Source organism: Xenorhabdus santafensis (assembly GCF_033949405.1).
GTDB classification, from domain to species: domain Bacteria; phylum Pseudomonadota; class Gammaproteobacteria; order Enterobacterales; family Enterobacteriaceae; genus Xenorhabdus; species Xenorhabdus santafensis.
The window spans coordinates 1-13,965 of record NZ_VCDN01000007.1 but is presented as its reverse complement, the minus strand read 5'-3'; the positions used below and the strand labels follow the sequence as shown (position 1 = coordinate 13,965).

Genomic DNA, 13,965 nt, shown 5'->3' with positions numbered 1-13,965 from the left:
TCTGGGGTGGTGGGTATAAGGACTAGCATCAAAGACCTTAGCTCGGGGCTGCAAGAAAGTTAATTCTATTAACGAGATGAATACCGTCCGTCACTACGAATGATGTCCAATATATCTTCATAATCTTGATTCCAATCATCTTGTGGATTTTGAGGTTGTAGATGTTGATGAACAGGATTTCCAATAGGTGAAGCCATGTATCCCGACGGCATTGGAGTTTGAGGCGGAGATGGTCGTCGTGGGGCACCTGGAGGCTGGTTATAAGGGTTTTGCCTAGTATTAAGATGTTGCGACTGCCTTTGAGCTCTCATTGCCCCGCCACCCGGAGCTTGCGGTATGTTGGATGGGCCAGGTTGATTATATCCTGGTGGTTGACCAAAAGTATTTGGTTGTGCCGCCGCAGAGGGATAATGTGGCCCTTGTTGTGAGGTTGTTGTCGGATAGTTCATTCCGCCAAATTGTGATACCGGCAAGTTAGGTGACTGAGACGGGACTCCCAGCCTTTGTTCAAATTGTCGTTGATAATCTTGTTGCATTACTAAACGCCATGGTTGTCGCTGTTGTTGTTGCTGCTGTAGTTGCTGTTGTCGCCGCTGTTGTCGCTGTTGTTGTTGCTGCTGTTGCTGTTGTAATGTTAGTTGTTGGGCTATTTGGCTTGCATTCAATCTACGTATTGGATCACTATATCCTTGGGTATTCTGCCAATGATCTATCAATTCCCTTTGGATGTTTTGATCGGCTAAAAGCGCTGGTAATGGGTTGTCACTGTCACGACCTGCAGCCACTCTGCCGAGGTTGGGTAATATGCACTGTGCGTAAGAATCAATTGTGATAGGTATCTCCGTGGTAATTTGATTATTCTGCTTTAAAATAAATTCAAGAGGCATCGAAGGTACATTCAAATAACCACCGGGATTTTGCGGGATATTGCGAGTGCTTGTAAAACCGAAGGCATAAATACTTGGGTAATAGCCGTATCCGTATCCGAATAGCTTCATTAACGCGTCTGCGTTGATTGCTCTCAGGAACAAGGTCGGTAATCTGCTTCTTGTATCAATATGTTGTTGTAATATAGGTTCTCCACTCCGATCATCGGTGGCATTTATCAGTTTGTGCCAATTTGCGAGTATTCTTAAGTTAGCCATAACCACCTCCAAAAACGAACATATTTACAACAACATCTACCCCCACCTCCACCATAAAACAAGCGAATAAACCTTAACTATTAGTTACCCACTAAAACTAAACACAATATTTCTTTACCCATTTCCTTTGAGTGGTTAAAGCAATAACCCATGCCATCACATTCGTGGTGGCATTTTTGTATCTGCATTTCACCGCGCACCGAAAGCGCTAATCTAAACGTCGAACCTTTATTCAGGTAATGAGCCTTTGAGGAGTCAGCTATAGCTGATGCTCTTCGACGGGCTGATTTCCTATTTCGGCAAAGGTTCATTACCTAAGTTAAGGATAAGCATCGTGAGTAATATCATTCCAATTGAGTATGACGGTCATCCTATTCGCTTTAACGATGAGGGATGGATTAATGCTACAGATATAGCAATGAAATTTGGCAAAGAGCCAACAGCATGGCTACGCCAGATTGATGTTTTAGAGTATATATCTGCCCTTAGTTTTCGAGTATTTGGCATTTCTGGCACTGTGCCAGAGATTAATGAAATCAAAAGGTTAGCTATAAGCTCAGGGGCTGCTAGAGCCAAGATATTGAGGTTTGCTAAAAAGAGCGGGCTTGTGAAAGTAAAGAGTGGTCCAACGGGAGGGACATGGCTTCATCCCAAATTAGCTGTCCGATTTGCTCGTTGGCTATCCGTTGACTTTGAAATCTGGTGCGATGAGCAGATCGATGTTTTGATTCGAGGTACTCAACCTGTTTTTGATGACCATCGCATCAATGCAATCTTTCTTCTGGATAAACCCGCCACATGGGAAAAACTCTTCCAGCAACCTTTTTATCAGGCGCTAAGCCGAATGTCTGGCCTGCCCTATAACGGTCATATCGGTGGTACTCCGTCACTGTTTGGTGCCATCACCTCTAAGTGGGTATATCAGGTCGTGCTGCCTGACTCAGTTTACGCAGAAGCAAAAGAAGCCGCCAAAGGCAGCGGGGACAAGATTCACCAGTACCTCAAACCAGAAGCGCAGAAGCTGGTTGAAGAGCAATTGAAAGCCGTAACAATACTGGCTAATGGCTGTGTGGACTACAAAGATTTCGAATCTCGCTGTGTGCAGTCATTCGGCAAATCAGGCGAGCAAGGTATGTTGGTTTTCCCTGTAGAACGGGAATTCAGTTATTCAGCGGTTAGGCATTAAGCAAGGTGTGAAAAAGCACCTTGGAACAAAATCAAATAGTTAATGTTAACCGCATTGGAGATGAAGTAATGACTATGCCCACTCATGAGTTCTTTTGCTGGCGTGTTGCCGAAGCCTACTGTTACCACTTGATGAAGGTTAACCAAAGTTTAGTCTATCGCCACTTGTTTGGTGACATACAAGTTAACCAACATTTCATTGCTGGCCTGCTTGATGGCAGGCTAAGCGAAAAACTCAGTCCCAACAGTCGAACACTGTTTTACGGCAAGTTACTTGAGCCATATGAAAGAAAGCCGTATGAGCATGTCGTCTTTGTCGGTGGTGTTGCACCGGAACTAAGCAAGCGCGGCAAGCGTTATATGAATGCTTTCCTGCATGAGTTCGGAATAATGCTAATGGACATTGGCATCAGAGAGAAAAACGGGTTGTACCGATTGCCTACAGATGAGGAAGTAAGTTTGAGATGACCAAACAAGAACGATATGAACTCACTGTTGTACTCAAACAGATAAAAGAAGCCAGTGACTATCTGCATTCCGGTCGGGTCAATGATGGACGGATCACTGTTGATATCGTGGAAGCGGCTTTGACTGGAATACTGAATAAAGCCGTGACCGCTAAAAGGGCAAATTGAGCATGAAATTTAAAAGTACGGGTTTAACTACTAGGCAATCAATGGCGATCCTTACTGGTTGTGTAATCGCCGCATTCTCATTTAGTTTCTTTATATCATGGTGCTTACTCCACGTCTGGAATTGGTTTTCCCATTCAGCAAATATCGATATGACCATCCCTATTAACTGGGGAACAGTCATCGGCCTATCAGTGATTTTATGGGTACTTAAATCAATATTTGGCAAAAAAGAATAAGGCCGCTAATGCGGTCTTTTTTATGGGTGAAATATGAAAACAGGAACTATCAGCGTCCAGATAAGCGCTTACGTTAAATGGTGGGTGCCAGCCTATTTTAACACTCTCAGATTGTTCGCAATGACATTCAATACTGAGCCCGATCGCCAGAAGGTAGGCGAGTTCATTGCGAAGTATGGAACGGCAGTCAAAACAAAAGTAGTGATTTTACAAAATCCTCCAAAGCATCCACAAACGGGTGCTTGATAGAGTTTGGCTTATTACTTTTCAAATTGAATGAATTTCATAAAAGTCTAATATTAAATTTCCCATAAAATATAAAGGAAAATTAGTATGGAAGAAGTACTGAAAAAATTTGACTCATGGCTGAAGGTTGATACGTGGCATACAGGACATCCTCTTGATGAAGAGAGATTTTTAAAGTCTGCTTATAGCGCATTGATGGCTAAAAGGGATCTGCATTCCGAAACATTGCGTGAATATATAGTTAATTATGTGAATGAATTTTCTAAGCTGAATGAACGTTTTCTTGAAGAAAGAGCTGACGAATACGCGTCAAAATTTGATGTGTTATCTGAATTTGTCAGGGTAAATTCATTATAAATAGAGAAATACAAAGATTGCTTTAATGATAATGCCTGCTTAAAAGCGGGCGTTTTGCTTTATAGGGAAAAGGAAAATGGCACTCACCGACAAACAAGAAATGTTTTGTCGCGAGTACCTCGTTGATTTGAACGCCACACAAGCGGCAATTCGTGCGGGGTACAGCGGTAAGACTGCAAACCGCACAGCGTCCGAAAACTTGTCAAAACCTGATATTCAATCACGTATTGCTGAACTCAAAGCCGAACGCAATGAAGAGGTAGGAATCAATGCTACCTATGTATTAAAGCGGCTGGTTGAAATTGACCAGATGGACGTTCTCGATATTCTCAGTGATGGCGGGGAACTGAAAGCCGTCAAAGACTGGCCTAAAGTTTGGCGAACAACATTATCCGGCATGGAAGTGTTGGAAATAGGGTCTCAAGATACCGCCGCGCTACTCAAGAAAATTAAATGGCCTGACAAAGTGAAGAACCTTGAGCTGCTTGGCAAGCACATTGCTGTTCAGGCATTTAAAGAGCAGGTCGATCAAAATGTGGTGGCGACACATAACATTATGCCGGTTCCTGCCTGCGACAATGTAGATGATTGGGAAAAGGCGGCTAAGAAACAGCAAAGTGAGGTATTAGGTGGATGAATTACAACGTAGTTTGGAAACCGCAACCCGGCTCACAGTCGTTATCATTAAGCTGCCCGTGTAACGAAATTCTGTATGAAGGCACACGAGGCCCCGGTAAAACAGCAGCACAACTCGCCCGCTTTCGGCGTAATGTCGGGGTGGGTTATGGTTCATTCTGGCGCGGTGTCATTTTCGATACGGAATATAAAAACCTCGCTGACATCATTACCCAATCAAAGCGCATGTACCGTCTGTTTAAAGATGGTGCTCGCTTTCTGGCGTCTGCCTCTGAATTGCGCTGGGTGTGGCCGACAGGGGAAGAGTTATTATTTCGATTCGGCAAAGAGGAAGGGGATTATTGGGATTATCATGGGCAGGAATTCCCCTTTATCGGCTTTAACGAATTAACCAAACAGAAATCAGCCGACTTTTACGAGGCCATGTTTTCCTGTCGCCGTTCATCATTCAGGCCGGAGGATTACCCACTTGAGGATGGCTCTTTGTTAAAGCCTATCCCATTGGAAACTTTCAGCACAACAAACCCGTTTGGCATCGGTCACACATGGGTGAAGAAACGATTTATCGAACCTGCGCCACGTGGAACCGTTATCCGCGAGACTCAGAAGGTGTTCAATCCTCAGACAGAGCGAGACGAAGATATTACGCTGACTCGTGTAGCCATCCACGGATCATTTAAAGAAAACCCCTACCTAGACCCGCAATACATTGCAACGTTGATGAGCATTAAAGACCCAAACCGAAGAAAGGCATGGGTTGAAGGTTCATGGGATGTTACCAGTGGCGGGCGCTTTGACCATCTGTGGAATGCTAATTACCACGTTATTAAGCCATTCAAAATTCCGGATAGCTGGACGGTTGATCGTTCTCACGACTGGGGGGAATCCAAACCGTTTGCCAATCTGTGGTGGGCTGAGTCAGACGGTACAGAGGCAACATTACCGGATGGGCGTAAATTCTGTCCTCCGGCTGGTTCATTAATCTTGATTGGTGAATGGTACGGTTGCCCGCCAGAAGAACTTAATAAAGGGCTGAATATATCCTCAACCAACGTCGCAAAAGGCGTGAAGTGGATTGATAGCAGATTGACCGGGGAAGATGTCGCAGAGCCTGACGAAATCAAACAGGGCGGCAAGACACAAGGTCAGTTGAATATCATGCCCGGAATCTGCAAAAAAGTGATCACAGGCCCCGCTGACAGCTCCATCTTCAATACAGGTGATAACGAGGACTCCATTGCACAGAAGATGGAAAAACAGGGTGTGAAGTGGCTGGAGGCCAACAAAAAGCCCGGTTCTCGTATCAATGGGGCATCAATCTTTGCAGATATGCTGGAAGCGGTCATTGAAGGAAAGAAAACAGAATCAGGCATACCGGAAAAACCCGCGTTCTATGTGTTTGACTATTGCCGGGGCTGGATTAGTCGCATTCCTGTTTTAGTGCGTGACAGCAAAAATCCTGATGATGTGGATACTGAACAGGAAGATCACGACTGGGATGCAACGCGGTATCGTGTCTTGCATAAGCCTCCGCGCTTCACAAAAACACTCAATTTCAACTGGAACTAACATGAGCACAAACGTTGATTACAGACATCCGGCCTACACCGAGTTTTTGCCAGAATGGAACATGATCGGTGATTGTGTTGATGGCGAACGGGTGATTAAGAGCCGGAAAGAAAGGTATTTACCCCATCCGGCAGACAAGAAAGAGAAGGATGATGCAAGCAATAAGCGCTATGAGCGTTATTTACTCCGGGCGTCATTTATCAACGCGACGGGGCGTACCCTGATTGGGTTATTGGGCATTGCATTCAATAAACCCGTCAAAATTGATATCTCTGGGGGCATTGAGTATCTGAAAACGGATATTAATGGTGAAGGCCAGCCATTAACACAGATGATACGCGATGCGTTATCCCAAGTATTACAACGCGGGCGTGCTGGACTTTTGAGTGATTTCTCTGGTTCCGGCATTCAATCAGAGGCTGAAAAAGGACGGCCCTACATCCGATTATTTACCGCCAAGGAAATTATTAATTGGCGTGTGACCAACGGGAAGACATCGCTGGTGGTGGTGCATTACAAAGAGCCAAAGGACACGGATTATTTTGATTTGCAATTGATTGACCACTGGATTGAGCTGCGACTCATTGAGGGCAAGGCATATTCACGACACTGGTATCAGGACGGCAATTTGATTGCGCATGACTGGGTAGAGCTGAAAGATGCAACAGGCCAGCCATTATCTGAATTGCCGTGGTCATGGATAGGTTCAATGAACAATGATCACACACCAGACGCGCCACCGCTGGCGGACATTGCTTATGTAAATATCAAACACTATCAGGCTGAAGCGGATATTGCAGAATCAGCCCATACAGTGGGGCAGCCAATGGTGGCCTTGACGGGGTTGACCGAAGCATGGGCGGATAAATATTTTTCTGATGGCTTTACGGTGGGTTCTCGAAACGGGGTGCTGCTCCCCCAAAATGCAGACATGAAATTCGCCCAACCCGAAGAGCGCAATATTCAAATCACCGTGGCTGAGCGCCGGGAAAAGCAAATGGCGATGCTGGGGGCTAAGCTGGTGGAGCGTGGCACATCGGCACGAACAGCGACACAGGCGGAGGACGAGGCTCAAACAGATAACTCAGTACTTTCATTGTGCGCAGGTAATGTTGAGCAGGCATTTAACCGTGCGTTCCAGTTTTGCATTCAATTTGCCGGAAGTGGTGAGGCAGCTATTGAGCTCAACAAACTCTATGATATTGCTCGGTTAGATTCAGCAGCTATTACTGCATTACTGGCATCGGTTCAATCTGGTGCGATGCGTATGATTGACTTTGTTAAATATCAGCAAAGTGTCAACATCGTGCCGCAAGATGAAAAACCAGAGGACATCATTGAGGAACTGGAAGCATCTCGCGCTAATTCGATGTTTTAGGGGTGAATATGCAATCACAGTTGATGTTAGATAACTCAATGATGATCCAAATATTCCTTGAACGATTGAAAGCCGGCATTGTTGATGATGAAAAAATGCAAAGGGAACTTAGGGCGACGGTTGCCAAGGCATTGGCTAATTTCTCTGGACAGATTTCATCAAGAACAAAACTCAATACCGTTATTGCTGAGCTAAAGCGAGAATTAACACCTGTTCTTACCCGTTACTCAGAACATTTATTGCAGTCGGTTATTGATATAGGGATTGAATCCGCCCAACTCGAAGCTGACAGCCTGTCTCAGGTGGCGGCAAATAAAGTTAGCAAACCATCTAAGGAAGTCATTGAAAAATCGATTATCAATATTCCATTGGTTCTTACGGCGTGGAGAGGGTCGTTGTTTCTCAAGAAATTTATATCATCTTGGGTGACCAGCTCTGTGCAGCAAGTCGAAAATCAGGCTGTTTTAGCGATGGCGGCACAGAATGATGTTCAAGCTCTGCAAGCCACTATCAACGGAACGGCAATTGATGCAACGACTTCTACGATATCACGTATCAATTACAACTACCGGACGATAGCAGATACATCAATTCAGCATGCCCACACTTGCGCGTCTCAGGCATTTTACAAAGAAAATAGCGATCTCATCAAAGAGGAAGAGCTTAGCGTCATTCTTGATAACAAGACTTCAGCAATTTGTAGGGCATTATCAGGACATCGATATCCAGTTGGGGAGGGGCCTATGCCCCCGCTGCATCCAAGGTGTCGAAGTAAAAGGCTGCCGATACTCAATGATAAGCATGTTAATTTGATAGTTACAGAGCCAATAGGTCGTTCGGAGTGGGGGGAGGAGAACTATTATGAGTGGTTATCACGCCAGCCAGCCAAGCGGCAAGATTTAGTACTGGGGCCGACCAGAGGAAAGCTATTTCGTGATGGTGGGCTTTCATCAGAACGATTCGCTCAATTGCAGCTACACAAGAACTTTATACCCATAACGCTCAAGGATATGCAAAGGCTAGCGCCAGAGGCATTCAAGCGAGCAGACATTGAATTGAGATAACACAGACCCGCCACTGAGCGGGTTTTTTATTGCCCGCAGTCGGTGACTGCATCATCAAAACCCGAGGTTAACGATGTTTAAGTTTTTATTAACGAAAGAAGAATTCGAGGCGCTAACTGATGAACAAAAAGCCATGTACAAAGCGCAGGGAGACCAATATCAGTTACAAATCGAAGGGATGCCGGACATTCCTGATGTCTCCGGTTTGCAGAAGAAAGTGGATGAGCTGCTTTCTGAGAAGAAATCAGAGCAGGAAAAACGCCGACAGGCAGAAGAGGCTGCAAAGAAAGCCGCAGAAGAACAAGCCCGCAAGAATGGCGACATTGAAGCATTGGAAAAAAGCTGGGCCGAAAAATTATCGACTCGTGAAAAAGAGCTGTTAGCCCAACTCAGTGAGAAAGACGGCAGCTTGCGTACCTTGCTGGTGGATAACGTGGCTCAGTCTTTGGCGGCGAAACTGGCAGGTGACAGTGCAGCGTTGCTCCTCCCACATATTAAATCACGCCTCATCGTTGAAGAGGGGAAGACGCGCGTTATAGATGCGGAAGGCAAGCCGTCAGCACTCACTATTGATGATTTAGAAAAAGAATTTCGTAGCAACAAGCTGTTTGCACCTGTTGTTATCGGTAGCAAGGCGACGGGCACTGTCGGAGACGGTCAATCACGCCTTACAGTCACCCGAGGTGGCGGTAAAACTTGGCACGACTATACGGAAGCTGAACGCATCCGCTTATTTGATGAAGATCCCGAGGAATTCAAACGCCTCCAAAAAACTCAGTAAATTAGGAGTATTAATTCATGGCAACAACTCGTTTATCCGATATTTTTCGCGGTGATTATTATCAGGCGATTGCACCGCTGAACAGCCCAGAGAAAACCGCCGTGTTTGAATCTGGCATTATTACTCGCCTGCCTCAACTGGATGCTATCGCCTCTGATAGTCAAGGCACAGCCACCATCAACTACTGGAACGATTTAGATGCAAACGAAGCGCCCAATGCAACGTCTGACGATCCTGATCAGATTGGTAGCGTGGGGAAAGCGAGCCAGTCCAGCCTGAAGGCGCGTGTGTTGTATCTTAACAAAGGGTATGGCGTTGCAGACTTGGCCGCAGAACTGGCTAACAGCGAGCCCATGGCACATATCCGTAACCGCTTCGGAACTTACTGGACACGCCAATGGCAACGCTATTTGATTGGTACGGCGCGTGGAATTATTGGCAGCAACATTGCGAATAATGGTAGCGATATGGTGGTTCAGGGTGGGGATGAAATTTCAGCTAACAATCTGATTGACGCGGCATTTACAGCCGGGGATGCTGCCAGCACATTCAGTGCTATTGGTGTCCATTCGGTAGTCATGAAACAGATGGCAACCAAAAACCTGATTGAAACCATCCGTGATTCAGAAGGCCGTATTATCCTGCAAACCTATTTGGGTAAACCGCTATTCATGGATGACAGCCTGAAATACGACGACGGACGTTACCTCACTGTGTTCTTTGGTGGTGGGGCGTTTGGATATGGCAGTGGCAACCCACATACGCCTGTGGAATTAGACCGCAAGGCATCAGGCGGTAACGGTGGCGGCGCTGAGGTGTTGTGGGAGCGCAAGACCTTTATCCTGCAACCTGCGGGATTTAGTTGGTTGGGCGAAGAAGATCCGAACAAAACGCCGTCAATCACGGATATCGCTAAAGCGACTAACTGGCAGCGTAAGTTTGACCGCAAAAATGTCCCGTTTGCAGCCGTGTTAAGCGGTAAGACCGTTTCTGGCAGCAAAACGAAGAATGCGGTGGATAGCTAATCACAAATAGGGGCGTTTGCCCCTTTATTATTCAGGCGGACTCATGGCTGTAGGCATTACACTCGAACAGGTTCAGGAGTTGCTTGATTCAATGGGTTTTGAGGCTCCTGATTTTATTATCAATTCGTTTATAAATATTGCGGATAGTATTGATGATTGCTTGGACTCTGCCGGGTATCCAGAGTCAACAGAGTTGTTAATCAAGCTCTATGCAGTGGTATTAATGATGTCATCTGCTGACGTCAGAAAGACAACCTCAGAACGCGGACAATCCGGCGCTTCTCGCTCATTCCAATATTTCGATGGCGGAAGAAGGCAGCTTGCTAACCTGTTATCGAAATTAGATACGAACGGCTGCACAGACTCACTGCCCATTAATAAGCCGCTGGGCATTGTTCAGTTTGATGTGTTCAGGGGGTGATATGGCTAAAATGTCACGATGGTCATACAAGAGTGTGGCTACTGTTTACCCTGTCAGCTTCGGAGGGAAATGGGGCGATGAAATTATCTTTGGAGAGCCTTATCTGATTGATTGTAACTGGCTGGCAACGAATGAAAAGGCTGTTGATGCTAATGGAAGTGAATTCATTTCTCGATTGGTTTTCAATACCGAGTCATTCCATAAAGGCAAACCAGTAAGGCTCCCAGAAGTTGGTGATTATATCGCTCAAGAAGATACAAGATCAGAGCCTGACCCGCGAAAAATTAAAAGGGGAAGCTCAAAAATCCGCGCTGTTGATGGCTATGATATGAAAATGTTTAGGCAGGAACCTGATTACAAGATAAGGACATGATATGGCAGCAAGAGTTAGAGGTATAAGAGAAGCGAAGGCTTCACTGGCTAAAATTGTTGGTGATATCAAGTCAAACAAAGTAACCAGGGCGATGCATAGAGCATTAGATATTGGGGGCAGACAGGCCGCTGTTTATACGCCAATCGATACAAAAACGCTCATCAACTCAAATTTTCGCGAGGTCAGTGTTAACGGAACTATGTTCACGGGGCGAGTGGGTTACAGTGCCAGCTATGCGGTATTTGTGCATGACCCAAGAATTGCTCAGAAATTTAAACGACCAACTGCAAAGAAAGAGTTCCTCAAGGCGGGCTTTGAAGAAACAAAAGCCATGATTGACGCTGCAATAGCGGAGGAAATGAGATTGTGATTATTGATGACTTTCTCGATTATTTAAAGCGCGGGAACCTAACTGATGACTTCACCGTTCAAAGGTTGGTGTGGGAGGAAAAGGCCAATACCAAAACACAGCAATATCTAATCATTCAACCTGTCAGTGGTTCCGGTCGGCTTGGTGAGTTAAGTGCAGATGATTACATTGATGTGGTTTTAGTCTCTGAGCAAGGCAAACCTATTCCCACAATGGAAAGAGCCGTTGAAATATTGGATTTTGTAGCCAACAACCCTGATGACTGCAAGTTAAACTCAGTATTCAATGTGGGCGGTTTACCTCCTCCAGTCACTTCAGAAGAAAACCGAACGATATTCAGGCTCTCATTCCGCTGTTTGTCATAAACAAACAAAATTCACTAGGTCGCATAACGCGGCCTTTTTTATTTCTATTAAAAGAGGTTATTTATGGCTGATTGCCCGGTAGAGACCAGTAAACTCATTGGTCGTAATGCTGTTATTCGCATTGCAAAAGGGTGCAATGACGCAGCACCCGATCAATCCGAGTTCCTACGTATTGGTGCCCTGACTACCAAATCTTTTGACTTATCTCCCAACACATTGACTTCAGAGGCTGATGATTCAAAAGGGCTGGTGGAAAGTGTTGTAACCAGTATGGACTTAACCATCTCATTTGACGGTGAATATCGCAAACGAGATAAGAATGAAGATTTCGGGCCGTTGCGTTTGTTGAAGGAAATTCCGAAAGAAGTACAGGCAGGCCGCCAGCCTTCGTATTGGGTGCAGATGGATTTCACGGGTGAAGAGGCTTTTGTATTGCAAGGCTATATGGTCTTCACATCGTGGTCATCCCAGTTCGGTGCTAACGAGATTGCTACATATTCTGGTGAATTGAAGGTGAGTGATGCTGATACCGTTGATTGGCTGATCGAAGAGGTAGCAGTGCAGTCGGTTAGGGCTAATCCATCTTCTTTGTCAGTTTCAGTTGGAAAGACGGATTCTTTTAGCGTTAGCGTCACCCCAGCTAATGCCACCAATAAAAGCTACACAGTGGTATCGGATAAAACCAGCGTCGCGACTGTGAGCAAAATTGGTAACGTGGTGACAGTGAAAGGCGTTGCAGAGGGCGCTGCAAACATTATCGTTACAACTTCAGATGGTAGTAAAACAGCCAAATGCGCAGTGACGGTCACGGCTTAATATTACAAAGGGTACTGAAGAGTGCCCTTGATAATGTTAAGGAGGCGTTATGACACCCATTTTTGATATCGGGGAGATGGTTATCTCTGGCGATAAAGACTATTTGCTTTGCCCCTCATTAGCGGCAATGACTCGCTTTGGCACACCACAGCAAATCGTAGAGGCGTACACCTTGCTTAATGGAGCAGAGACGCAAGCATTGATTAACCGCGCCGTGCTGGCTTATGGAACTATTCCCGATTGGCTGATTAGGTTAATGCGTAAACCTGCGTTTGGCCGCACCATATTGTCAACGTCGATGAGGATGATACAAGCGTGCTGCGAAGAAGATACAGATGAACTGATTGGCGAGTGGAGGGTAGGGCGAAGGGGGCTTGTATATCGTCCGGGAAGAATGCCGATCAGTGACATCATCGTGGTTGCCAATGAGCTGATAACACACGGTGTTATTGGCAAGGTGCAAATCAGGAAGCTCCAGCGCCACGAAGGAACGGAAGCCTACTCTAACCAATTTAAAGCCATTGAGTATATTAATGCCGCCCGTGCCCACTTTAATATGACGCGTGAGGAAGCTGAACGGTTAACTATGACCGAGTTTCAGATGATGCTGAAAACCAAGTTCCCTGATGAAAAAGGCTTTACCCGTGAAGAGTATGATGCAGTCATTGATGCTGATGATAAGCGTACTGATGAACTCATGCAGGGTAAGCGTAGGCTGGTGAGTATGAAAATATAGAAGCCATCCGTGGCTTAGGGTTAATGCTGATAACTAGGCGCTCTTAAGTTATGCAGTATGCGCCAATTATCCCTCTGAACAGGTTTAACTTGAATGTGCTCTGTTGCTTTCTCAAGGATTCGTCGTACACCATCGGCAACTCTGATAGCATTACGTGGATATTCAGCATACTCCCCCGCTAATCTGTGTCCAGCCACACGAAGTAACGGCTCTATATCAGACATATAGTTCGCCATGTTGATTGAGTGTTGCCATAGCCAGCAGAGAGACTGTAATTCATCGTCGGTTATTTGCTGCTTTGCTTCTAATGCTGGTAATTCTTCCCGGCCAAGGAACTCACCTTCAATCACTTTGGTTGCCAAATATTCTATAGCTGATGGAAGCTGTTCATGAGTCAGCTCGTCGATATGGTTGACTCCGAACTCATGATGCACCATTTGGAATAGCCTCTTACTATTGAGTCCATATTTGCCCATGATGGTATTGACCAGACCACGAAGAGGGGTGCGATCTTGGGTTGTGGTTTTGAGTGCTACTGGCTCAGCTTCTTTCTGGTTGAAGTAAAAGTCTTCCAGTTTTTCGAATACATCCCATGCTTTATCAGTATCCAGCATTTTAGCGTGGCGG

General features: G+C 45.6%; 18 protein-coding genes. 16 read left to right on the top strand and 2 right to left on the bottom strand.

What is annotated here, in order from left to right; all coding sequences use genetic code 11:
* Positions 1 to 68: 68 nt before the first annotated feature.
* The gene (locus FE392_RS01415; protein ID WP_319928451.1) at positions 69 to 1,145 is read right to left on the bottom strand and encodes a hypothetical protein; all 1,077 of its coding nucleotides are present in this window, start codon (positions 1,143 to 1,145) and stop codon (positions 69 to 71) included.
* A gap of 334 nt (positions 1,146 to 1,479) precedes the next feature.
* On the opposite strand from FE392_RS01415, the gene FE392_RS01410 reads away from it, so the two are divergent.
* The 16 genes from FE392_RS01410 to FE392_RS01335 all read left to right on the top strand — a co-directional run bounded on the left by FE392_RS01410 (position 1,480) and on the right by FE392_RS01335 (position 13,338).
* Positions 1,480 to 2,331, top strand: coding sequence for a KilA-N domain-containing protein (locus FE392_RS01410; protein WP_319928450.1), 852 nt, complete (start codon positions 1,480 to 1,482; stop codon positions 2,329 to 2,331).
* 68 nt (positions 2,332 to 2,399) lie between these two features.
* Positions 2,400 to 2,798 (top strand): hypothetical protein, encoded by a 399-nt coding sequence (locus FE392_RS01405; RefSeq protein WP_319928449.1) that lies wholly within the window; start codon positions 2,400 to 2,402, stop codon positions 2,796 to 2,798.
* Entirely contained in the window at positions 2,795 to 2,965 is a 171-nt protein-coding gene (locus FE392_RS01400) for a hypothetical protein (protein WP_319928448.1), read from the top strand. Before FE392_RS01405 ends, FE392_RS01400 begins: the two co-directional genes overlap by 4 nt.
* A 569-nt stretch (positions 2,966 to 3,534) precedes the next feature.
* Positions 3,535 to 3,804, top strand: a complete 270-nt coding sequence (locus tag FE392_RS01395; protein ID WP_319928447.1) for a hypothetical protein — start codon at positions 3,535 to 3,537, stop codon at positions 3,802 to 3,804.
* Between the two features lie 76 nt (positions 3,805 to 3,880).
* Positions 3,881 to 4,441, top strand: coding sequence for a terminase small subunit (locus FE392_RS01390; RefSeq protein WP_319928446.1), 561 nt, complete (start codon positions 3,881 to 3,883; stop codon positions 4,439 to 4,441).
* Positions 4,438 to 6,009 (top strand): terminase large subunit domain-containing protein, encoded by a 1,572-nt coding sequence (locus FE392_RS01385; RefSeq protein ID WP_319928445.1) that lies wholly within the window; start codon positions 4,438 to 4,440, stop codon positions 6,007 to 6,009. The genes FE392_RS01390 and FE392_RS01385 overlap by 4 nt, the downstream gene beginning before the upstream one ends.
* 1 nt (position 6,010) lies before the next feature.
* Positions 6,011 to 7,387, top strand: coding sequence for a DUF4055 domain-containing protein (locus tag FE392_RS01380; protein WP_319928444.1), 1,377 nt, complete (start codon positions 6,011 to 6,013; stop codon positions 7,385 to 7,387).
* An 8-nt stretch (positions 7,388 to 7,395) separates the two neighbouring features.
* Positions 7,396 to 8,451, top strand: a complete 1,056-nt coding sequence (locus FE392_RS01375) for a phage head morphogenesis protein (RefSeq protein ID WP_319928443.1) — start codon at positions 7,396 to 7,398, stop codon at positions 8,449 to 8,451.
* A 73-nt stretch (positions 8,452 to 8,524) separates the two neighbouring features.
* The gene (locus tag FE392_RS01370; protein WP_319928442.1) at positions 8,525 to 9,232 is read left to right on the top strand and encodes a hypothetical protein; all 708 of its coding nucleotides are present in this window, start codon (positions 8,525 to 8,527) and stop codon (positions 9,230 to 9,232) included.
* 17 nt (positions 9,233 to 9,249) lie between these two features.
* Positions 9,250 to 10,257: a phage coat protein gene (locus FE392_RS01365; RefSeq protein ID WP_319928441.1), complete on the top strand. Its 1,008-nt coding sequence runs from the start codon at positions 9,250 to 9,252 to the stop codon at positions 10,255 to 10,257.
* A 43-nt stretch (positions 10,258 to 10,300) separates the two neighbouring features.
* Positions 10,301 to 10,678 (top strand): DUF7370 family protein, encoded by a 378-nt coding sequence (locus FE392_RS01360; RefSeq protein WP_319928440.1) that lies wholly within the window; start codon positions 10,301 to 10,303, stop codon positions 10,676 to 10,678.
* 1 nt (position 10,679) lies between these two features.
* Positions 10,680 to 11,051 carry a hypothetical protein gene (locus FE392_RS01355; RefSeq protein WP_319928439.1) on the top strand — a complete coding sequence of 124 codons (372 nt, stop codon included), beginning with the start codon at positions 10,680 to 10,682 and terminating at the stop codon, positions 11,049 to 11,051.
* Position 11,052: 1 nt separating this feature from the next.
* On the top strand, positions 11,053 to 11,421 hold the full coding sequence (locus FE392_RS01350; protein ID WP_319928438.1) for an HK97 gp10 family phage protein: 369 nt from the start codon (positions 11,053 to 11,055) through the stop codon (positions 11,419 to 11,421).
* The gene (locus tag FE392_RS01345) at positions 11,418 to 11,786 is read left to right on the top strand and encodes a phage tail termination protein (RefSeq protein ID WP_319928437.1); all 369 of its coding nucleotides are present in this window, start codon (positions 11,418 to 11,420) and stop codon (positions 11,784 to 11,786) included. Before FE392_RS01350 ends, FE392_RS01345 begins: the two co-directional genes overlap by 4 nt.
* 63 nt (positions 11,787 to 11,849) lie before the next feature.
* Positions 11,850 to 12,602 carry an Ig-like domain-containing protein gene (locus FE392_RS01340; RefSeq protein ID WP_319928436.1) on the top strand — a complete coding sequence of 251 codons (753 nt, stop codon included), beginning with the start codon at positions 11,850 to 11,852 and terminating at the stop codon, positions 12,600 to 12,602.
* 49 nt (positions 12,603 to 12,651) lie between these two features.
* The gene (locus FE392_RS01335) at positions 12,652 to 13,338 is read left to right on the top strand and encodes a DUF6246 family protein (protein ID WP_319928435.1); all 687 of its coding nucleotides are present in this window, start codon (positions 12,652 to 12,654) and stop codon (positions 13,336 to 13,338) included.
* A gap of 20 nt (positions 13,339 to 13,358) precedes the next feature.
* Here the strand turns inward: FE392_RS01335 and FE392_RS01330 are convergent.
* The coding region (locus tag FE392_RS01330) for a P22AR C-terminal domain-containing protein (RefSeq protein ID WP_319928434.1) at positions 13,359 to 13,965 on the bottom strand (607 nt) is incomplete at its 5' end.